The 19365-nt window shown below is 68.2% G+C and carries 19 protein-coding genes; 8 read left to right on the top strand and 11 right to left on the bottom strand.

Features of this window, described 5'->3' with window-relative positions; all coding sequences use genetic code 11:
• Window positions 1-29: 29 nt before the first annotated feature.
• From ABD255_RS20180 to glnA, 3 genes are all read right to left on the bottom strand, one after another.
• Complete coding sequence (locus tag ABD255_RS20180; RefSeq protein WP_344216148.1) at window positions 30-863, bottom strand: ABC transporter permease; 834 nt, start codon at window positions 861-863, stop codon at window positions 30-32.
• Window positions 860-1774, bottom strand: coding sequence for an ATP-binding cassette domain-containing protein (locus ABD255_RS20175; RefSeq protein ID WP_344216146.1), 915 nt, complete (start codon window positions 1772-1774; stop codon window positions 860-862). Before ABD255_RS20175 ends, ABD255_RS20180 begins: the two co-directional genes overlap by 4 nt.
• A 111-nt stretch (window positions 1775-1885) precedes the next feature.
• Window positions 1886-3310, bottom strand: a complete 1425-nt coding sequence (gene glnA / locus ABD255_RS20170) for a type I glutamate--ammonia ligase (RefSeq protein WP_344216144.1) — start codon at window positions 3308-3310, stop codon at window positions 1886-1888.
• A gap of 168 nt (window positions 3311-3478) precedes the next feature.
• Between glnA and ABD255_RS20165 the strand changes: the two genes are divergently transcribed.
• Window positions 3479-3961: an RDD family protein gene (locus ABD255_RS20165; protein WP_344216142.1), complete on the top strand. Its 483-nt coding sequence runs from the start codon at window positions 3479-3481 to the stop codon at window positions 3959-3961.
• Here ABD255_RS20165 and ABD255_RS20160 read toward each other — a convergent pair.
• The 4 genes from ABD255_RS20160 to lipA form a co-directional block, all read right to left on the bottom strand.
• Window positions 3958-5235 (bottom strand): class I SAM-dependent methyltransferase, encoded by a 1278-nt coding sequence (locus ABD255_RS20160; RefSeq protein ID WP_344216140.1) that lies wholly within the window; start codon window positions 5233-5235, stop codon window positions 3958-3960. The two genes, ABD255_RS20165 and ABD255_RS20160, sit on opposite strands and share 4 nt — an antisense overlap.
• An 84-nt stretch (window positions 5236-5319) precedes the next feature.
• Entirely contained in the window at window positions 5320-5691 is a 372-nt protein-coding gene (locus ABD255_RS20155; RefSeq protein WP_344216138.1) for a VOC family protein, read from the bottom strand.
• 75 nt (window positions 5692-5766) lie between these two features.
• Window positions 5767-6462 (bottom strand): DUF4191 domain-containing protein, encoded by a 696-nt coding sequence (locus ABD255_RS20150; protein ID WP_344216136.1) that lies wholly within the window; start codon window positions 6460-6462, stop codon window positions 5767-5769.
• A gap of 30 nt (window positions 6463-6492) precedes the next feature.
• The gene (gene lipA, locus ABD255_RS20145) at window positions 6493-7437 is read right to left on the bottom strand and encodes a lipoyl synthase (protein WP_344216134.1); all 945 of its coding nucleotides are present in this window, start codon (window positions 7435-7437) and stop codon (window positions 6493-6495) included.
• Window positions 7438-7498: 61 nt separating this feature from the next.
• Between lipA and ABD255_RS20140 the strand changes: the two genes are divergently transcribed.
• Window positions 7499-8848 (top strand): sensor histidine kinase, encoded by a 1350-nt coding sequence (locus ABD255_RS20140; RefSeq protein ID WP_344216132.1) that lies wholly within the window; start codon window positions 7499-7501, stop codon window positions 8846-8848.
• A complete protein-coding gene (locus ABD255_RS20135) occupies window positions 8845-9519 on the top strand; it encodes a response regulator (protein WP_344216130.1) in 675 nt (224 codons plus the stop codon). The genes ABD255_RS20140 and ABD255_RS20135 overlap by 4 nt, the downstream gene beginning before the upstream one ends.
• Here the strand turns inward: ABD255_RS20135 and ABD255_RS20130 are convergent.
• Window positions 9442-10686, bottom strand: coding sequence for a low temperature requirement protein A (locus tag ABD255_RS20130; RefSeq protein ID WP_344216128.1), 1245 nt, complete (start codon window positions 10684-10686; stop codon window positions 9442-9444). The genes ABD255_RS20135 and ABD255_RS20130 overlap by 78 nt on opposite strands.
• A 131-nt stretch (window positions 10687-10817) precedes the next feature.
• Here ABD255_RS20130 and ABD255_RS20125 point away from each other — a divergent pair, with 131 nt between their 5' ends.
• A complete protein-coding gene (locus tag ABD255_RS20125) occupies window positions 10818-11045 on the top strand; it encodes a hypothetical protein (protein ID WP_344216126.1) in 228 nt (75 codons plus the stop codon).
• 13 nt (window positions 11046-11058) lie between these two features.
• On the opposite strand, the gene ABD255_RS20120 is transcribed toward ABD255_RS20125, so the two are convergent.
• Window positions 11059-12360 carry a hypothetical protein gene (locus ABD255_RS20120; RefSeq protein WP_344216124.1) on the bottom strand — a complete coding sequence of 434 codons (1302 nt, stop codon included), beginning with the start codon at window positions 12358-12360 and terminating at the stop codon, window positions 11059-11061.
• Window positions 12361-12595: 235 nt separating this feature from the next.
• Here ABD255_RS20120 and ABD255_RS20115 point away from each other — a divergent pair, with 235 nt between their 5' ends.
• The 3 genes from ABD255_RS20115 to ABD255_RS20105 all read left to right on the top strand — a co-directional run bounded on the left by ABD255_RS20115 (window position 12596) and on the right by ABD255_RS20105 (window position 15729).
• The gene (locus tag ABD255_RS20115; RefSeq protein ID WP_344216122.1) at window positions 12596-13486 is read left to right on the top strand and encodes an ABC transporter ATP-binding protein; all 891 of its coding nucleotides are present in this window, start codon (window positions 12596-12598) and stop codon (window positions 13484-13486) included.
• A complete protein-coding gene (locus tag ABD255_RS20110) occupies window positions 13483-14655 on the top strand; it encodes an ABC transporter permease (protein ID WP_344216120.1) in 1173 nt (390 codons plus the stop codon). The genes ABD255_RS20115 and ABD255_RS20110 overlap by 4 nt, the downstream gene beginning before the upstream one ends.
• Before the next feature lie 108 nt (window positions 14656-14763).
• Window positions 14764-15729, top strand: coding sequence for a LysR family transcriptional regulator (locus ABD255_RS20105; RefSeq protein WP_344216118.1), 966 nt, complete (start codon window positions 14764-14766; stop codon window positions 15727-15729).
• A gap of 62 nt (window positions 15730-15791) precedes the next feature.
• Here the strand turns inward: ABD255_RS20105 and ABD255_RS20100 are convergent, their stop codons facing one another.
• Together ABD255_RS20100 and lipB are read right to left on the bottom strand one after the other, a co-directional pair.
• Window positions 15792-17330: a hypothetical protein gene (locus ABD255_RS20100; RefSeq protein WP_344216116.1), complete on the bottom strand. Its 1539-nt coding sequence runs from the start codon at window positions 17328-17330 to the stop codon at window positions 15792-15794.
• 512 nt (window positions 17331-17842) lie between these two features.
• Window positions 17843-18562 carry a lipoyl(octanoyl) transferase LipB gene (gene lipB, locus ABD255_RS20095; protein WP_344216306.1) on the bottom strand — a complete coding sequence of 240 codons (720 nt, stop codon included), beginning with the start codon at window positions 18560-18562 and terminating at the stop codon, window positions 17843-17845.
• A 120-nt stretch (window positions 18563-18682) separates the two neighbouring features.
• On the opposite strand from lipB, the gene ABD255_RS20090 reads away from it, so the two are divergent.
• Window positions 18683-19365 (top strand): protein kinase domain-containing protein (locus ABD255_RS20090; protein ID WP_344216114.1); only part of this gene is annotated, 683 nt, incomplete at its 3' end.

Here is a 19365-nt window from a genome sequence, read left to right as displayed (position 1 = left end):
CGTCGCCCATACCAGCCAGAATGCCACCGTCAGACCTCGCGCCGCCGGAACAGCACGAAGGCGGCAACCAACACCACCGCGATGCCGACACTCATCCCCGCCAGGTTCTGCCACGCGTCGGGATACTCCGCGGTCGGATAGACATTGCGTACTTCGGGCCCGCCGAGCGACGGCCAGTACGCGAAAGCCTCCCTCACCCAGGAAGGAAAGGCGCCGCCGAACGCAGGCACGAGCAGCGTGATGCCGACCAGCACGGCCAGGCCGCCCGACGTCGCTCGGACCAGCGTCCCGACGGCCACCGCCAGCAGACCGATCGCGGCCACGTAGAGGCCGGTACCGAAGACCGCCTCCAGTACTCCGCCGTCGCCCAGCGCCGCGTTCGGCACCCCGTCGTGCCGGCCGATCATCGCTTGGCCGACGAAGAAGTTGAGGAAAGAGGTCACCTGCCCGGCCAGCAGCGCGACCGCGGTGAAGACCAGCATCTTGGCGGCCAGCAGTCGCCCTCGTCGCGGCATCGCGGCCAGCGACGTACGGATCATGCCAGTGGCGTACTCGGAGGTGATGACGAGAATGCCGAGCACACTGATGCAGAGCTGACTGAGGAAGAAGCTGTTGAGCGCTACCCCGGTCGGGTCCCACGTGTGCCGTTCCGCTGGACTCAGTTCGCCGTACAGCTGGTCACCGTTGCCGCAGACGAGCAGGGTGACGGCGGTGCTGAGCACCAGCATCGCCAGGAGCGCCCACCAAGCCGAGCGCAGGCTGCGGAACTTCGTCCACTCGGAGCGGAGCAGGTCGGTGAAGCGCACGCTGGTGGGTTGAATCGGTTCGACGGGCGGAGCAGGTTGGATGAATTGCTGGGTCATGCCGCCGCCCCCTCGTACTCGACGCTGTCCCGGGTCAGCTCCATGAAGACGTCCTCCAGCGAGGGCGTCTGCGGGGTCAGCTCGACGAGGGCGACGCCGTGAAAGGAGGCAAGCCGGCCGATCTCGGTGGAGTCCAGACCGGAGACGATGAGCGACCGTTCTGGACCGCTTCGCACCTCGCCGCCGGCGGCAGTGAGGTGGCGAGCCAGCTCGTCGCAGTACTCCGCGCGGACGAGAACGGTGCCCTGGCCGTTCGACCTGGTGAACTCGCTCATGCTCGTGTCGGCGATGAGCCTGCCGCGGCCGATGACGACCAGGTGGTCGGCAGTGAGCGCCATCTCGCTCATCAAGTGGCTCGAGCACAGCACCGAACGCCCTTCGGCGGCCAGGGTGCGCATGAAGTCCCGGATCCAGCGGATGCCCTCCGGGTCGAGCCCGTTCACCGGTTCGTCGAAGATCAGCACCTGCGGATCGCCGAGCAGCGCGGCCGCGATCCCGAGCCGCTGCCGCATGCCGAGCGAGAACGTCCCGGCCCGTCGGCGCGCCACCTTCTCCAGCCCCACCATCCCCAGTACTTCGGCCACCCGACCGCGGGCGAGGCCGTTGCTCAAAGCAATGGCAAGCAGATGATCCTCGGCTCGGCGGCCCGGATGCAGCGCACCAGCGTCGAGCAGCGCACCCACCTCGGTCAGGGGAACCGCCAACTGCCCGTACGCCCGGCCGCCCACCCGCACCGAACCATGGCTAGGCGGCGCCAGCCCAAGAATCATCCGCATCGTCGTGGACTTCCCGGCCCCGTTGGGCCCCAGGAACCCGGTCACGTGCCCAGGCTCGACGGTGAACGAGAGTTCGTCCACCACCGTGTCGGACCCGTACCGCTTGGTCAACTCGCGTACCTCGATCGTCGTCATGCCCGAAGCATGGCTCCCCGAACTCACCGATTCCTGTGAGCTTCTGGGAGAACCCTGTGAAACGAAACGAGCCCACCCGCGGTCGCGGGTGGGCTCGCCGAACGCTGACGATCAGACGTCGTAGTACAGCTCGAACTCGTGCGGGTGGGGGCGGAGCTGGATCGGGGCGATCTCGTTCTCGCGCTTGAAGTCGATCCAGGTCTCGATCAGGTCGGAGGTGAAGACGTCACCCTCGAGCAGGAAGTCGTGGTCGGCCTCGAGCGAGTTGATCACGGCCGGCAGCGAGGTCGGGACCTGGTTGACCGACGCGTGCTCCTCCGGGGGCAGCTCGTACAGGTCCTTGTCGATCGGGTCGGCCGGCTCGATCTTGTTGCGGATGCCGTCGATGCCGGCCAGCAACTGCGCTGAGAAGGCCAGGTACGGGTTGGCCGACGGGTCCGGGCAGCGGAACTCGATGCGCTTGGCCTTCGGGTTCGAGCCGGTGATCGGGATCCGGATGCAGGCCGAGCGGTTGCGCTGTGAGTAGACCAGGTTGACCGGCGCCTCGAAGCCCGGCACCAGGCGGTGGTAGGAGTTCACCGTCGGGTTGGTGAAGGCCAGCAGCGACGGGGCGTGCTTCAGGAGGCCGCCGATGTACCAGCGGGCGACGTCGGACAGGCCGCCGTAGCCGGACTCGTCGTAGAACAGTGGGTCGCCGTTGCTCCACAGCGACTGGTGGCAGTGCATGCCCGAGCCGTTGTCACCGAAGATCGGCTTCGGCATGAAGGTCGCGGTCTTGCCGGCGTCCCAGGCGGTGTTCTTGACGATGTACTTGAACTTCATCACGTCGTCGGCCGCGGTCAGCAGGGTGTCGAAGCGGTAGTTGATCTCCGCCTGGCCCGCGGTGCCGACCTCGTGGTGGGCGCGCTCGACGGTCAGCCCGCTCGTCTCGAGGTGCTTGGTGATGTCGTTGCGCAGGTCGGCGAAGTGGTCGACCGGCGGCGCGGGGAAGTAGCCACCCTTGTAGCGGACCTTGTAGCCGCGGTTGCCACCCTCCTCGACCCGGCCGGTGTTCCAGGCGCCGGCGACGGAGTCGATGTGGTAGTAGCTCTCGTTCTGCTTGGTCTCGAACCGCACGTCGTCGAAGACGTAGAACTCGGCCTCGGGCGCGAAGAAGGCGGTGTCGGCGATGCCGGTCGACTTCAGGTACTCCTGCGCCTTGCGGGCGATGTTGCGCGGGTCACGGCTGTACGCCTCACCCGTCAGCGGGTCGTGCACGAAGAAGTTGACGATCAGCGTCTTGTCCCGGCGGAACGGGTCGAGGTACGCCGTGGTCGGGTCGGGCAGCAGTGACATGTCCGACTCGTGGATCTGCTGGAAGCCGCGGATCGACGAACCGTCGAACTGCAGGCCGTCCTCGAAGACCTCGGGACCGAATGACGACACCGGGACGGTGAAGTGCTGCATGATGCCCGGCAGATCACAGAACCGGACATCGATGAACGCGACGCCCTCGTCCTTGACGTAGGCGAGCAGCTCCTCAGCGCTGGAAAACATACATACTCCTCGGGGTGGCTCAGAGATTGTTCTGAACGTAGGCCCTGCCGATTACTCGGCCGTGACCCCAATGTTTCGCGGATGTTACGCCCAGCGTGTCCGCGCTGACCCACTGGAGGGGGCGGGCAGGGCAGTGAGATCCCGGGCCGCCTAGGTAGCCTCGTCATCATGGCATCATCTGCGCAATCCGGGGCAGGACCCACCGAGGAGTTCCGCTATCCGGGCAATCGCCTCGGCCTCCCCGCGGACGGACCGGGCTCCGTAGCCGGCTGGGGACGCCGGGTGGCCGCCCTGTTCGTCGACTGGCTGATCGCGGGGCTGATCGCGTCGGCGATCACCAGCCGGCCCCTGTGGGCCGGCGGCAACGAGACCAGCACCGCCCAACTGGTTGTGTTCTTCGCCATGTCGGCGATCCTGACCGGCCTGGGCGGCGCGACGATCGGTCACCGCCTGCTCGGCCTGCGGGTGATCCGCACCCAGACAGGCGGCACGGGCCAGGCAAGCGGTACTGGCTACGCCGCCCAGGTCGGCCTGCTCGGCGGCGCCATCCGCTCCCTGCTGATCTGCCTGGTGCTCCCCGCCGTCGTCTACGACCGCGACCGCCGCGGCCTGCACGACAAGGCCGCGAACACGGTCGTAGTACGCCGCTAGCGCTTGGTCAAAAGGAGTTGTACGTCGTCCAGGTAGCCGGCCCGGAAACCGGCTTCCGAGTAGGCGAGGTAGAACTCCCACATCCGGCGGAAGGTGGGATCGAAGCCGAGGCCGGCGATTTCCGGCCAGCGCTCGATGAAGCGGTTGCGCCAGATCCTGAGGGTCCGGGCGTAGTCGGCACCCAGGTGGCGGAGCACCTCCGCCTTGAGCCCCGTGTGCTGCGAGGTGACCTCCTCGATCACCCGGACCGACGGGATCAGCCCGCCGGGAAAGATGTATTTCTGGACCCAGGTAAACGTGTTCCGGGTGGCCAGCATCCGCTCGTGCGGCATCACGATCGCCTGTACTACGGCAACCCCGCCCGGCGCGAGCCGCCGCTCGATCGCGTCGAAGTACACCGGCCAGTACTTTTCGCCGACGGCCTCGATCATCTCCACGCTCAGTACGGCGTCGTAGACCCCGATCTGGTCCCGGTAGTCCCGCAGCGCCACCTGCACTCGGTCGCTCACCCCGGCGTCGGCGATCCGACGCTGAGCAAGCAGCGCCTGCTGCGAAGCGATTGTGATAGCCGTCACCCAAGCGCCCCGCTGCGCCGCGCGGATCGCCAGACTTGCCCAGCCGCACCCGATGTCGAGCACGCGGGACCCGGCCTTCACCCCGGCCGCGTCCAGGATCGCGTCCAGCTTCCGCAGTTGCGCCTGCGTCAGTTCGTCGTACGACGCTGTCGCGAGATCCGAGGCGGGCTGCTGGTCGAACAGCGCGGCCGAGTACGTCAGGGTCGGATCCAGGAACTCCGAGAACATCGCGTTGCTCAGGTCGTAGTGTCGGCTGACGTTCTCCCGGGCGCCGGCCCGGTCGTTCTCCTGGTCGCCCGGCAGGCTCCGGGTGACCAGCCAGCGCAGCGACTGCGCCCACCTCGGCAGCAGATGCCGGTCCTGGTCGGAGCTGAACCGCTCGGCGAAAGGGAGCAGCAGATCCGCCAGATCGGTGCCGGGCTCGGGGTCCCAGTCGCCTGCCAGGTAGGCCTCGCCGAAGCCGGAGCCCGCGTCCTGGCCGAGCCGGGCGAGGAACGGCCCGGTGCGGTGCACGACCATGCCGGGACCGCCGAGGCCGTACTGGCGGTTGTCCAGGGTGATGGTGGCAGGCAGATCACGCGCGATCATCCGCAGCGCGGCGGACGCGCCGGCCCGGCGTACCGGGTTGGCGCGGGGTGGCGCCAGGGAGGGCCACGTCTCCACCGCCGGCTCGTGCACCGCGGGATAAAGGTCGGTCATCTGTCTACCTCGGGTTTCATCCGTTCCTGCGTCGCACCCTAAGGCCGGTGGTGGCCTCAGGATGCGACACGAGGTCCGGGAGATCTATCCGGCGCGCTGGCCGAAGATGAGCAGGTTGCCGTCGGGGTCCTCGGCACGTGCCACCCGCTCGCCCCATGGTTGGTCCACCGCTTCCTCGGTGATCCGCCCGCCCGCTCCCCGGACTCGCTCGACCGCGCTGTCGCAGTCGTCGACGTACAGCCACAGCGAGATCGCCGGGGTGCCGGCCGCCCGCCGGTACTCCGGGTCGTGCCCGAGGCCCAGCGCGGCCTTGCCGTAGCGCAGGCTGACGTACGCCGGAGCGCCCTCGGGCGGGAACTGGTACACCTGCTCCCCACCGAGGACGTCGGTGTAGAACGGCAGCAGGCGGTCCAGATCAGCGGTGATCACAATAGGGAAAACGTCGTCGACCACCATCGCGTTACCTCCTCGCTCGAAAAAGGATGTTCTCATCCTGTCTGACGAACGAGGAGACGCCAGATCTACGCCGGGTCAGCGGCCCTTCATGGCCTGCCGGGCGCCCTTCATGCTGGTCGGCACCGGGCCCTTCGGCATCGGCACCTGCGGGCGGACGGCGTCCAGCGCCTTCAGCCGCTGCAGCAGGTCGGTGATCTCGGACGGCTGCAGCGCCTGCGGCAGCTTCATCACGTGCTTGGTCAGCTTGCGGATGTCGATCTCGCCCTCGCCCTGACCGGCGACGATCTGGATCACCGGCGCGCCGCCCGCGACCCGGGTGTGCTTCTTGCCCTCGGCTGCGAGCAGGTTCTTCACCCGGCTCGCCTGGCCCTCGCCGACCAGCACGATGCCCGGCCGGCCGACCACCCGGTGCACGATGTCGGCGTTCTTGGTGACCGCGACGGCGGGCGTCACGTTCCAGCCGCGGCGCAGCGTCTGCAGCGCGGACGCGGCGGCGCCGGCCTGACCCTCGATCTGGCTGTAGGCCGCCTTCTCCACCCGGCGGCCGAAGATGATCGTGGCGGCCAGGAAGCCGAGCGCGACACCCAGCGGGGTCCAGACCAGCAGCGGCCCGACGAAGATCCCGAGGGCCACGAACACGGCGACCACGCCGAGGAAGATCGCGGCGAGCAGCAGCCCGATCCGGGGGTCGGACTTCTTGGTCAGCTGGTACGCCGACCGGATCTGCTTCAGCCGGCCGGTCTTCTCGGCGGGTGCGTCGTTCTTGGCCATCTCTACCTTTGTCCGATGTTGAGCGAGGGACTAAGCATCCAGTGCCGCGGAGGTCATCCGCGACTCCACAGCCTGACGGTACAGCCGACCGGCCCGGTAGGACGAACGCACCAGCGGGCCCGACATGACTCCGGCGAAGCCGATCTCCTCGGCCTCCTCCTTCAATTCGACGAACTCCTCGGGCCGGACCCACCGCTCGACCGGGTGGTGCCGCACCGAGGGCCGCAGGTACTGGGTGATGGTGATGATCTCGCAGCCGGCGCCGTGCAGGTCGGTCAGCGCCTGGCTGACCTCCTCGCGGGTCTCGCCCATGCCCAGGATCAGGTTCGACTTGGTGACCAGGCCGTAGTCGCGGGCCTGGGTGATGACGTCCAGGGAGCGCTCGTAGCGGAAGCCGGGCCGGATCCGGCGGAAGATCCGCGGCACCGTCTCGACGTTGTGCGCGAACACCTCGGGGCGGGACGAGAACACCTCGGCCAACTGCTCCGGTACGGCGTTGAAGTCGGGTGCGAGCATCTCGACACCGGTGCCGGGGTTCTGCGCGTGGATCTGGCGGATCGTCTCGGCGTACAGCCAGGCGCCGCCGTCGTCGAGGTCGTCGCGGGCGACGCCGGTCACGGTCGCGTACCGCAGGCCCATCTTGGTGACGGACTCGGCCACCCGGCGGGGCTCGTCGCGGTCCAGCGCGAGCGGCTTGCCGGTGTCGATCTGGCAGAAGTCGCAGCGCCGGGTGCACTGGTCGCCGCCGATCAGGAAGGTGGCCTCACGGTCCTCCCAACACTCGAAGATGTTGGGGCAGCCGGCCTCCTGGCACACCGTGTGGAGCTCCTCGGACTTCACCAGCGCCTGCAGCTTCTGGTACTCCGGGCCCATCCTGGCGCGCGTCTTGATCCACTCGGGTTTGCGCTCGATCGGGGTCTCCGCGTTGCGCACTTCGAGTCTGAGCAGCTTCCGTCCTTCTGGAACGATCGTCACGCCCACCAGAGTACGCGGCGTTGCCGGAGCATCGGCCAGGCCACCCGTAGGCTGGGCAGCCATGTCCACCTCGCAGCCCGGGACGCCGCCCGCGACCGGCACCTCCGGCGCCGTGTGGCAGCGGCCGGTACCGAGCCGCCGTGAGCTGAACCGGGACATCGCGCTGGGCCTGGGGATGGCCTTCGCGGGTCTCGTCGGCACCGAACTGGCCAAGGCGACCTCACCCGGCGCGGTCGACATGGGGGCCGGAGGCATCGAGGCGTACCTGCTCAGCGCCGCGATCCCGCTGCCGCTGTGCTTCCGCCGCCGCTACCCGCTGGCCGTACTGCTGGTCGTGTCGGTGCTGTTCTTCACCGCGGGGGAGCGGGTGCCGTTCGCCTTCGCCGGCAACCTTGTGACGCAGATCTCCCAGTTCATGGCCCTGTACGCCGCTGCCGCGTGGGCGCGGGACCGCCGCCGGATGAAGCTGACCATGGTCGTCATCTTCATCGGGATGTTCTGCTGGCTGTTCTACGGGTTCGTCAAGGCCCTGCAGACCGACGCGATCAAGGGCGCCAACGAGGGCATGCTCTCGCCGTACGTCTCGTTCGTGCTGCTGAACACCGCGCTCAACGTCCTCTACTTCTTCGGCGCCTATTTCTGGGGCCGTACCGCGTGGGGGGTGGCCCGGCAGCGGCACGAGCTCGAGCAGCAGGCGATCGAGTTGGCCACCCAGCAGCAGGCGAACGCCCGCCGCGCGGTGATCGACGAGCGGCTGCGGATCTCCCGCGAGCTGCACGACGTGGTCGCGCACCACATCAGCAGCATCGGCATCCAGGCCGGTGGTGCCCGCCGGGTGATGGAGTCGGATCCGGAGGCCGCGAAGAACGCGCTCGGGGTGATCGAGGACTCCAGCCGGACCGCGGTCAACGAGATGCGCCAGTTGCTGGGCATGCTCCGGGCGGCTGACCCCGACCTCGACGACGAGGAGTTCGGCGTACCGGCGGGCAAGGCTCCGCAGGCCGGTGCCGACCGGTTGCCGGCGCTGGTCGTCTCCGCGACCGGCGAAGGACTGTCGGTCGGGTTCCACCAGATCGGGCAGCCGGTCAAGCTGCCCGAGACGATCTCGGTGTCGGTCTACCGGATCGCGCAGGAGGCGCTGACGAACGTCCGGCGGCACTCGACCGCGCGCAGCGCCCACGTGACGCTGCGCTATCTGGCCGACACGGCGGTCGAGGTCGAGGTGATCGACGACGGCCGCCCGAAGCACGCACCGGTCGGCAGCAGGCTGGGCCACGTCGGGATCCGTGAGAGGGTCAGCCTGCTCGGCGGCGAGAGCGAGATCGGTCCCCGCCCGGTGGGTGGTTTCCGGGTCCGCGCCCGGATCCCGTTGCAGCCGCCCCCGCCCCTCGAAGGAGAACCGCAGTCATGAGCGAGGCCGGTACGCCGATGAGCGTCCTGCTGGTGGACGACCAGGACCTGGTCCGGGCCGGATTCCGGATGATCCTCTCGGTGGAACCCGACATCGAGGTGGTCGGGGAGGCCGCCGACGGCGAGAAGGCGGTCGAGCTCGCCCTGGAGTTGCGGCCGGACGTAGTACTGATGGACGTGCAGATGCCCGGCCTCGACGGCATCGCCGCGACCCAGCGGATCGTCGCCGCCGACGCGAGCAAGGTGGTGATCCTGACCACGTTCGACCGCGACGACTACCTGTTCGAGTCGCTCGGCGCGGGAGCCAGCGGCTTCCTGCTGAAGAACACCGCGCCCGAGGACCTGGTCGAGGCGATCCAGGTGGTGCACTCCGGCCACGCCCTGCTCGCGCCCGAGGTGACCCGCCGGGTGATCAAGCGGTTCACCGGTGGCGGCGAACGTGTCTACCGCCCGGACCTGGTCGCCGACCTGACCGAGCGCGAACGGGAGGTGCTCGGGCTGATCGCCCGCGGCCTGACCAACACCGAAATAGCCACCCAGCTCTTCGTCGGCGAAGCGACAGTGAAGACCCATGTTTCCCGGGTCCTGCTCAAACTAGGCCTCCGCGACCGCGTCCAGGCCGTCGTGTTCGCGTACGAGTGCGGCCTTGTGGTTCCAGGCGACGAGCACTGACACGAGCAGCACGCAGACCGTGGCGATCGCGGCGATCACGGCAGCCACTCCGAGCCCCGGAGCCGCGAGCGGCAGGAGCAGGATGAGGGCAGCCGAGACCAGTACTGCGCTGGGTCGCACTACCGGCTCGCTGAAGAGCACCCGGTTGATGACCCACAGCAGGACGAGGAACACGGCAGTGGGGATCGCCACCGCGTAGCAGGTCTGCAGGCTGGATGCCTTGACCTTGTGCCCCGTCTGCTCGACAGCTACCTCCAGACCCGCACCGACTGCGGCGAGCGCGGCGAAGAGGCCGTAGTGGAGGTAGCCCCACAGGTACGAGCGCTCGCGGCGGTTGCGGAGCCCAACGCCTGCGGGTTCGAGGAAGTAGAGCCACCAGAGGGCGAAGAGCACGACCAGGCTGGCGGCGGCGATCACGATCAGATTGACGCTGATCTTGGCTGCGTCCAGTGCGCTCTGCAGGCCGATCGTCGCGGCGAGCACGCTCTCGCCGAGCAGAATGATCGTGAACAGGCCGTACCGCTCGGCAATGTGATGCGGATGCCAGTTGGTCGGCCGCGGTCGCTCGGCCCAGCTCGGTACGGCGATCTCCAGCACGGCCAGGGCGACGAACACCACGACGTCGATCGTGTGCGGCAGCAGGCCGGCCTGCCCGAGAACCAGGCGGACGAGCCAGCCGGCTGTGAGGACCGAGATTCCCGCCGCGTAGCGCCGGGCCGTCCGCCGGCGCTCGGGATCCTCGATGCTCGCCCGCAACCACTGGGCGACCAGCCCGATCCTCATCACCAGATAGCCGAGGGTCACGCCCCGGTAGTCGCCGTGCTCGGACGCGACCGGCACCCCGGCGGCGAGGACGAGCGCGCCGGCCATCTGGAGCATGGTCAGCAGCCGGTAGGCGACGTCGTCGGTGTCGAAGGCCGAGGCGAACCAGGTGAAGTTCATCCAGGCCCACCAGATCGCGAAGAACACCTGGAGGAACGGCAGCAACCCGTCCAGGGCGTGAGCATCGGCGATGCTGTGCGCGAACTCGGCGGTGGCGGCGGCGATGGCGACCACGAAGATCAGGTCGAACAGCAGTTCCAGCGAGCTCGCCGCCCGGTGCGGCTCGTCGATCGGGCGCGCGGTCATCCGGACCCGGTACCGGATCCTGGTTGTCGCTGCGGGCAAGGCTCAGCTCCTCTGGGGTCGCACGGATCCTCTGACAGCTAGACAGCGCAGCCCCGCGATCTGTGACTGTCACAGCTCTGTCCGCTGTCTTGTCATTGCGGGTAACCGGACGAAACCCAGCTGGAGGACAGATGAGCACCCCGACAGGCGACGACTTCTTGCACGGCCTGGAGATCGAGGTCGAGACCGAGCTGGCCATGGATGTGGCCGACCGCCCGGGCGAGCCGGGCACCCAGCCGGTCAGCGAGTGGCTGATGGACCCGGCGGAGTACGAGCGCGACGAGATCGCTCATCGCAGTCTTCTCGGCGCCGTCCAGGCCCTCGAAGACCACCCCGGCGAACCGACCGGCACCATCTAGCTGCCGGTCCGCCCTACGACTTCGCGACGGGGAGGAAGGGCGTCGCGTCGGCCCAGAGTTTCTCGGCCTCGCCCAGGAACTGGTCGAAGCCCGCGTCGCCAGGCAACAGGACGAACTTCGGCTCGCCGTCAGCCTGGAAGGTGTAGTACTCGACGAACAGCCCGGACGACTCGTGGCGGTGGTCGTCGGGGATGTCCACCGCGACGATCCCGGATGAGAGGAGATAGGTCGTCAGGCGTACCTCCAGTGAGGCGCCGGTGGATGTCGCTAGTTGGGTCAGCAGACGTAGCGAGTGCTCGATCCTGGTGACGGTCGACTCCTCCGACCGCTCCGCGTAGTACCGCTCGGCCGCGCCGCGGGCGGCAGCGGAATCGGGCGCGATCAGCAGGACCCGGAGGTGGCATCCCGCCGCCAGCAGCCGCTCGAACTCGAGGTAGTTCGAGTTCAGCAGCGTGTTGCGGGTGATTCCGGTGATGAAGAGGTCGGACGCGGCCTTCATCGAGGTGATCAGTGTTGTCCCGAAGGAGTCGGTGAACTGCGGGCGCGCGATCGACCTCAGCTGCTGGGTGGACGGCAGCGGCCAGGCAGTGCCCGCCTCCCAGAGCCGCTCGGCTTCCTGGGCGTAGAAGGCGAACCAGCTGTCGGACTCCTCGAAGTGAAGGATCGGTCCTGGTTCGGAGGCGGGCCGGAGCTCGGGATGCTGGACAGTGATGCTGGCCGGGCGAACGCCTCGCAGCAGACTCACCCCGATCGGGGGAACGAAGCGCGCGACCCGGATCTCCAGGTTCCCGTTCGTACTGCCCTTGAGCTCGACCAGTTCGTCCAGCGTCGTCCTGATCCGCCTGGCCAGCAACGCCGTACGGCCCGCCGGGCGGAGCATCGAAGCCTGCTCGACCAGCCTGTCGTCGGTCGGATCGACGACCAGAACGCGGATTCTCGCGCCTCGCATCAACGCCCGGTAGAGATCGTCCCGGGCGCCCTGGATCGTGCGTGCCATCGCGATGCCGATGAGCAGCATGTCGTCGGCCTCGGCCCGCCGGCTGATCAGGTCCTCGGGGAACTGGCGCAACAGCACCCCGGCCGACTTCGAGCCGTCGATCGCGAGCTGCGCGACCAGTTTGCGGGACCGGATCTGGGCGACTGCCAGGGCCGCGAGCAGCGCCAGGATCGCCGAGCTCAGCACGCTCATGTCGGCGACGTCCACGATGCCGAGGACGGTGAAGACGGCGGCCGCGGCGGTCAGCAACCAGAGGTCGAAATTGTCGTCGGTCAGCAGGCGGTGGGCGGCTCGCAGCAGGGCCCGAACGAACGTCACCAGCCAACCGTACGGTTCACCGGGTCACCCCGGGCGGTTCCGCCGAGTGTCTTCGCGCGGCCCCGCGAGCAGACCCTGGCGGGTGCTGGTCCTCCCTGCGGATGACCTGGCCGATCACTCTGCGGACCGACGTGATCGAGAGGCCGGATGACTAGCGTTGGAACTGCTTCCGAGCGGGAGCGGCTGGGCGTGCGTCCGGTCCGGGGGCCGAAGTAGCAGAGGAACGGTGAACGGGATGCTGAGCGTGGCTGGGTTGACCCGGCGGTTCGGTGATCACCTCGCGCTGGACGGTGTGAGCTTCGACGTGGTGCCGGGTCGGATGACCGGCTTCGTCGGGGCGAACGGGGCCGGCAAGACGACGACGATGCGGATCATCCTCGGCGTGCTGGCCGCGACCAGCGGCGAGGTGCGGTGGAACGGTGCGCCCCTGAGCCAGGAGGTCCGCCGAGACTTCGGCTACATGCCGGAGGAGCGCGGCCTCTACCCGAAGATGAAGATCCACGAGCAGTTGGTCTTCTTCGGCCGGCTGCACGGACTCGACTCGTCGAAGGCGGCCGAGCGGACCGAGAAGATCCTCGGCCGGCTCGGGCTGGCCGAGCGGGCGGGGGACACCCTGGAGACGCTGTCGCTGGGCAACCAGCAGCGGGTCCAGATCGCCGCCGCGCTGGTGCACGAGCCGATCGCGCTGGTCCTGGACGAGCCGTTCAGCGGACTCGACCCGCTCGCCGTCGACGCGATGGTCGACCTGCTCCGCGAGGAGGTCACGCCGCAGGTGCCGGTGCTGTTCTCCAGCCACCAGTTGGAGTTGGTGGAGCGCCTGTGCGACGACCTGGTGGTGTTGTCCCGGGGCAAGGTGGTTGCCGCGGGCCCGGTTGCCGAACTCGCCGCGGGCCCGGCGTCGACGTACCGGCTGGTGCTGGACGGTGACGCCGGCTGGTTGCGCGACGTACCGGGGATCAAGGTGCGTGACGTCGCCGGTGGTACCGCGTTGTTCGATGTCGGGACCGAGGACGAAAGGGGCCTGGTGCAACAGGTCCTGCAGCAGGCGATGAGCCGTGGGCCGGTGCTCGAGTTCGGGCCCGAGCGCGTGGCGTTGAGCGACGTCTTCCGGGAGGCGACCCGATGAGCAACGAGACCCTGCGGCACCCGTGGCAACTGGTCGCCCAGCGCGAGATCAGCACCAAGATCCGCGACAAGACCTTCCTCGGCAGCACCGCTTTCATGCTGATCGTGGTGCTGGCCGCCGTCATCATCCCCGCGCTGATCGCGGGCAACGGCAAGCCGGACAAGATCGCGGTCCTGGACGACGCCGGCGCGCGGATCGTGGAACGCGCCGACGCGATCAAGGGCGGCGAAAGCTACGAAGTCACCCGTACTACGGACGCCGCGTCGGCGGAACGTCTCGTCAGCGAGGGCGAGGTGAAGGCGGCTCTGCTGCCGGGCGACGGCGGATTCGTCGTACTGGGCAAGCAGAAGGTGGACTCGGGCCTGCAGAACATCCTGCGCGAGGCGACCGTCAACCTCGGGATGGAGCAGAACGCGGCGCAGGCCGGTCTGACCCCTGAGCAGTTGCGGGCGAACACGCAACTCCAGGAGCGGTTGCTGAGTCCGGGGCCGCTGCCCGAGATCGTGGCGGACTTCGTCAACATCGGTCTCGCCCTGGCCTTCTACATGACCGCGCTGGGCTTCGGCATGATGATCGCGCAGAGCGTCGTGCAGGAGAAGGAGAGCCGGATCGTGGAGATCCTGGCGGCCGCAGTACCGATTCGGGCGTTGCTGTGGGGCAAGGTGATCGGCAACACGGTGCTCGCGCTGTCGCAGATCGTCGTGATCGCGGCCGCGTCGCTGCTCGGGCTGCTGGCCACCGGTCAGGCCGACATCCTGGAAGTGATCGCGCCGGTCGCGGGCTGGTTCGTGGTCTTCTTCGTGCTCGGCTTCGTGGCGCTCGCCGGACTGTGGGCAGTGGCCGGGTCACTGGCCACCCGGCAGGAGGATCTCGGCTCGACCACGCTGCCTGGGCAGATGATCCTGATGATCCCGTTCTTCTTCTCGGTCTTCGCCGGCGCGAACGCCAAGACGGTCGCCTCGTTCGTCCCGGTCGCGTCGTCGATGGCGATGCCCGGCCGGATGCTCACCGAGCACGTGCCGGTCTGGCAACCGCTGCTGGCCATCCTGATCCTGCTGCTGACGACTGTGCTGATCGTCCGGCTCGGGGCCAGGCTGTACGAGCGGACGCTGCTGCAGACGGGGCGGCGGCTCGGTTACCGAGAGGCGATTTCGATCAAGTCGACCTGACCTATCGTGACAGCGCGGCGAACGTTACAGAGAATTTGCCCACTGTGACGAAACCGCAATACGGGATAGCTGTGTGCGGAGCGGCGACCTGGACTACGGTCACAACGCATGAACGTCGAGCTGCGCCACCTGCGGGTGGTGGTCCTGGTGGCAGAAGCGGGGTCCGTCGGTCGGGCCGCCCGCTGGCTGAAGGTCAGCCAGCCGAGCCTGACCGCGCAGCTGAAGCGGATCGAGTCGGCGTTCGGCGGTGAGCTGTTCGAGCGCTCCCGCACCGGAGTCACCCCGACCGCCCTGGGCCGGTACGCCGTGGACCGGGCCCGGGCGATCCTGGTCGACGTCGACCACCTGTCCGCGACGGTCTCGGCGATGACGGCGGTGGAGTCGAGCGCAGTACGGCTGGGTGGATTCCCGACCGCACCGATGTCGGGGATCGCCAGCCGGCTGCGCGACCACGGCGAGATCGAGCAGGTCAGCATCGAGGTCGAGTGGGCCACCAGCGTGCTGCTGCAACAGCTGGAGAGCGGCCGGCTCGACTTCGCCCTGCTGCGCGAGTTCCCCGGCTTCGAGCTGCGGTTGCCGAGCGGGGTCGACGCGTGCACGATCGTCGAGTCCGAATCGGCGTACGCGGTGATGGCGGCCGACCACCCGCTGGCCGCCGCGACCAGGCACCGCGGCGAGATCGACCTGGCCGACCTGGCGGGGGAGGAGTGGATCGGCGAGCCACCGGACGACAGCGGCTTCCACGTACTCTTCCGCTCCGCCTGCGAACAGGCCGGCTTCCAGCCGAAGATCGAACACCACTCGGTGGACACGTCGGTCCTGATGGGCTTCGTCACCAGTGGCCAGGGCGTCGCGCTGATCTCGCCCACGTCGTACCGAATGCTCTCCAGCGACGTCACCACCCGCCCTTTGGCCGGCAACCCCATCCACCGCCGCCTGATGCTTGCCTGGAGCACCGACTCCCCCCGAGCCCAGATGTCCGCCGACGTCTGCCAAATGGCCATCCACGCCTACGACGAGGCCTTCGCCGAACACGCCCGCTGGGGCCACCACCAACGCATGCACGTCGCGTAACCCCAAACCGCCGCCCTCCCTCTACAGGAAGAGCGGCGGTTGTTCTCTTATCTACTTGTGTTCTAAGCCCCCGCGGGCCTGAGCCCCATCATCGGCGCAGTGTGCTCATCGCCCCGCCCGGGACTTTCAAAAGCCCCCAGGTGAAACTCCCCGGTGTCATCAACATCCGGCGGATCCATCCGCTCCCGATACTGCTGCCCAACCTCCTCAACCCGCCGAGGCGCAACCGCCTGAGCCGCAGTCTGGGCTGGCGCACTCTGCGACGCCACCGCCTGCGGCGCAACTGCCGCCGGGCTGGCGGCCTGCGCTGCCGCTGCCTGGGGTGCTATCGCCTGCGGTTCAGCGGTCTGTGATGCCTCGGTCTGCGGCGCAGCCGCCTGGGGCGCGGCAGGTGACTGGTGTGTCTGCTGCGCATCGGGTTGCGGCGCAGGTGCCTGCGGCAAATCCGGCTTAACCACCGGCGCCTGCTGCACACCAGGCACCGGCCCAGCCGCAGGCGTCACCGCAGTAGCCGGCCCCGGATTCCCAGGAGCAGAAGCCTGCGGAGCCTGAGTAGCCCCACCAGCTGGCTTAGGCGCAACTGCCTCCTGCTCGTCCTCGTCTCCCGCACCCGCGATTACCGTCTTCTCGCCAGCAGCCTCAGCCTCAGACCTGGCGGTGCCGTCATCCGCACCATCACGCCCTGGCCTCCCGCCCTCGTCCGCGCCACCAGCGACCGGCTCCGCGTCATCTCCCGCAAGCCTCGCGTCATCTCCCACAGGCCTCGAGTCGTCGTCCGAAGCCTCGGGTGTCAGCCTCGTGTCCTCATCCGCCTGCGTCGCGTCGTCCGACCGATCAATCGCCTCGTCCGCCGGCTCACCGCGCGACTGATCACCGTCTCGATCACCAGAACCGTCGCCGGTAGGCACCATCACCGTCTCATCGCGATCGGTCGGCACCAACACCGTCTCGTCGCGATCCTCTTCAACCTCAGCAACCGGCGACTGCGCAAACTGTGCGGTCTGCTCATCAGCCTGACTACGCGGCGGCACCGCCCGCGGCTCCTCATCAAACAGATCGTCATAACTCGTATTGCCAAAGTTGTTTGCGAACCGGCTATCGGGCTGATACTCACCCCCACCCACCGGATACGCCGCCGCAGAATCCATCTCCTGCTGCTGAGCAGCATCCTGCTCCGCCTGCCGCCGCGCGGCCTCCGCCCGCTCACGCCGCCGCCGCTGCACCGCCCGCACAATCTGCTGAATCCCGAACACCAACGAGATCACCGCCAGAATCGGCACCACACCGTTCAGCGTGTACTGCTTGATCCCGTCGATCATCCGGGTCGTCACCCCGGGAACGTCGTTGAGGAAATTCGTCGTCCGGTTGGGAATCCAGTGCACGGTGTAGATCATCGCGCCGAAGGTCAGCGCCGCACCGAGTGCCGCGGCACCCGAGAAATACGACACCACGGCCCAGAAGATCAGCGCTCCGATGCCATAGGCAAGCGCCATCTCCTTAGCGTTCAGCTCGATACCGCCGTCTGCCGCGAGTACGCCGAACATGGCCGGCCCGACGAGCGCTACGGCGATGCCGAGGAGGAAGCCGAGAATTTTGGACACATCCCCACCGTAGCGACGTTTACGCTCCGTGCAGCGACGACACTTCGCTCAATCTTTACGTCTCCACCGGCGTGAACCACCCACCAATCCACCACCGCACAACCATCCAGCCGGCCGGATCGAGCCCAACAAGCTCCACCCGGTAACACAGAGCACCAACAAAAACGCACCCCGCAGCGCCCCAGCAACACCGAGGACCATCCGGCTTTCAGTCACCAGCAAGCCCATCCGGCGTCAGCACCACCAGTGCCGCGCCGAACAGGCCGAGGCCCACCGCCGCCCTCCAGCAACCAGCAAGCCATCCGACCAGTAAGCCCATCGCCGGGCCGCAAGCGCATCGGTGGTCAGCAAGCCCGATCGCGGAAGCCCGACCCGATCCGGCCGGGCCGCCGAGCAGATAGCTCCGCCGGTGACCACCGAGCCCCTCGGCGACTCCTTGCCATCCGCCCCAATCGACCACGCTGCTGAGCCCGCGCTGCGAGCCAGTGAGCGGAGTACAGAAGCTCAGACCGTCAGACCGTCAGACCGTACGTAATGCCCGCCGGAGTCGGCTCATCCTCATGCTCCAGATCCGGCGTCCGCTCGTACTCATCCCAAGCCAGCAGCTTGTCCAACTGTCGCCGCACAGGCTCAAGTACCTCGGCGATCGCAACGTCCCGCCCAAGCTCCTTCGACAACGTGGTCACATCCGCATCGGAGATCCCACAAGGCACGATCCGGTCGAACCAGCTCAGATCGTTGTCGCAGTTCAGCGCGAACCCGTGCATCGTCACACCCTGCGCGACCCGAATCCCGATCGCCGCGATCTTCCGCTCCCGCCCACGCTCATCGGCGGGAACCCACACGCCGCTGCGCCCCTTCACCCGCCCAGTACGCACACCAAGCTCGCCACAGACCGCAATCAGCGCCTCTTCCAACCGGCGCACATAATCCACGACATACACATGTGAGGCGAGCTTCACGATCGGATAGCCGACCAGCTGGCCCGGCCCGTGCCAGGTGATCTTGCCACCGCGATCGACGTCGACCACCGGCGTCCCGTCCATCGGCCGCTCGTGCGGCTCGGTGCGCTTGCCGGCGGTGTAGACCGGCGGGTGCTCGAGCAGGATGACCGTGTCAGATCCGGTGCCCTCGGCAACTTCCGTGTGCAGGCGGCGCTGCTCGGCCCACGCCTGCTCGTAATCCACCGCGTCGGCGCCGAAGCCGGCCTCCACATACTTGATAGCCCTCACGCCATCGAGTGTATGCCGACCGATCTGCGGCCGTTCGCCCCCGTCCACAGGCACCCAGCCCCGGCCCTCGCTGTGGATAACTTCCGCGACGCCGACGCCGATTCGGGCAACCTCTAAGGCATGGCACTCGAAGACCTCGCCGGCTACAGCTTGCGCCGTGGGCTCGGGTCCGGTTCGGTCGGCACCGTCTGGCTGCTCCGGGACCTGGCTTCCGGCCGGCACGCCGTGCTCAAACGCGTCCCCAAGACCTCCATCCCCTCCGCCGAGGCGTTCACCACCGACATCGCCCTGGCCCGATCGATCGACCACCCGCACGTCGCCAGGCTGCTCGACGTCCGCGAGGCCGAGGGCGAATGGCTCCTCTTCAGCCAGTACGTCGCCGCCGGCACCCTAGCCGCGCTACTAGAACGCAGGGGTCCGCTGTCCCTGGGCGAACTGGTCACCCTCATCAGCCCACTCGCACAGGGGTTGGCCGCGATGCACCGAGCCGGGCTGGTCCATGGTCACCTAGACCTCCGCGACGTCATGTTCGACGCCGACGGCCGCCCAGTCATCACCGACGCAGGCCTCCGCCTCCAGGAGTACTCAGGCAGCCCCCAAGCCGACCTAGCAGCCCTAGCCACCATCGCCCGCCAAGCAGGCGGCTCACCAACCCAGTTCCCCGACTCCCTCTTCACCGGCGACGGCGACCACCTCTCCCGCCAAATCCTGCACCTAGCCCCACCCGCCCCCATCCACCTAGGCCAAACCTCCACCACCCGCCCCCACCACGCACCCACAACCCCCGCACCCCAGCCCCCACC

It is taken from the genome of Kribbella sancticallisti (assembly GCF_039530625.1).
GTDB classification, from domain to species: Bacteria; Actinomycetota; Actinomycetes; order Propionibacteriales; family Kribbellaceae; genus Kribbella; species Kribbella sancticallisti.
The sequence above is the reverse complement of the archived record's forward strand: the minus strand, read 5'-3'. Positions and strand labels throughout refer to the sequence as shown.

What these genes read in the sequence shown, in the direction of transcription:
- ABD255_RS20165 (WP_344216142.1), top strand. Translation starts at nt 3,479, where the DNA reads ATGGCATCATCTGCGCAATCCGGGGCAGGACCCACCGAGGAGTTCCGC.
- ABD255_RS20135 (WP_344216130.1), top strand. Translation starts at nt 8,845, where the DNA reads ATGAGCGAGGCCGGTACGCCGATGAGCGTCCTGCTGGTGGACGACCAG.
- ABD255_RS20150 (WP_344216136.1), bottom strand. Translation starts at nt 6,462, where the DNA reads ATGGCCAAGAACGACGCACCCGCCGAGAAGACCGGCCGGCTGAAGCAG.
- ABD255_RS20105 (WP_344216118.1), top strand. Translation starts at nt 14,764, where the DNA reads ATGAACGTCGAGCTGCGCCACCTGCGGGTGGTGGTCCTGGTGGCAGAA.
- ABD255_RS20180 (WP_344216148.1), bottom strand. Translation starts at nt 863, where the DNA reads ATGACCCAGCAATTCATCCAACCTGCTCCGCCCGTCGAACCGATTCAA.
- ABD255_RS20160 (WP_344216140.1), bottom strand. Translation starts at nt 5,235, where the DNA reads ATGACCGACCTTTATCCCGCGGTGCACGAGCCGGCGGTGGAGACGTGG.
- glnA (WP_344216144.1), bottom strand. Translation starts at nt 3,310, where the DNA reads ATGTTTTCCAGCGCTGAGGAGCTGCTCGCCTACGTCAAGGACGAGGGC.
- ABD255_RS20110 (WP_344216120.1), top strand. Translation starts at nt 13,483, where the DNA reads ATGAGCAACGAGACCCTGCGGCACCCGTGGCAACTGGTCGCCCAGCGC.
- ABD255_RS20175 (WP_344216146.1), bottom strand. Translation starts at nt 1,774, where the DNA reads ATGACGACGATCGAGGTACGCGAGTTGACCAAGCGGTACGGGTCCGAC.
- ABD255_RS20155 (WP_344216138.1), bottom strand. Translation starts at nt 5,691, where the DNA reads ATGGTGGTCGACGACGTTTTCCCTATTGTGATCACCGCTGATCTGGAC.
- ABD255_RS20140 (WP_344216132.1), top strand. Translation starts at nt 7,499, where the DNA reads ATGTCCACCTCGCAGCCCGGGACGCCGCCCGCGACCGGCACCTCCGGC.
- ABD255_RS20115 (WP_344216122.1), top strand. Translation starts at nt 12,596, where the DNA reads ATGCTGAGCGTGGCTGGGTTGACCCGGCGGTTCGGTGATCACCTCGCG.
- ABD255_RS20125 (WP_344216126.1), top strand. Translation starts at nt 10,818, where the DNA reads ATGAGCACCCCGACAGGCGACGACTTCTTGCACGGCCTGGAGATCGAG.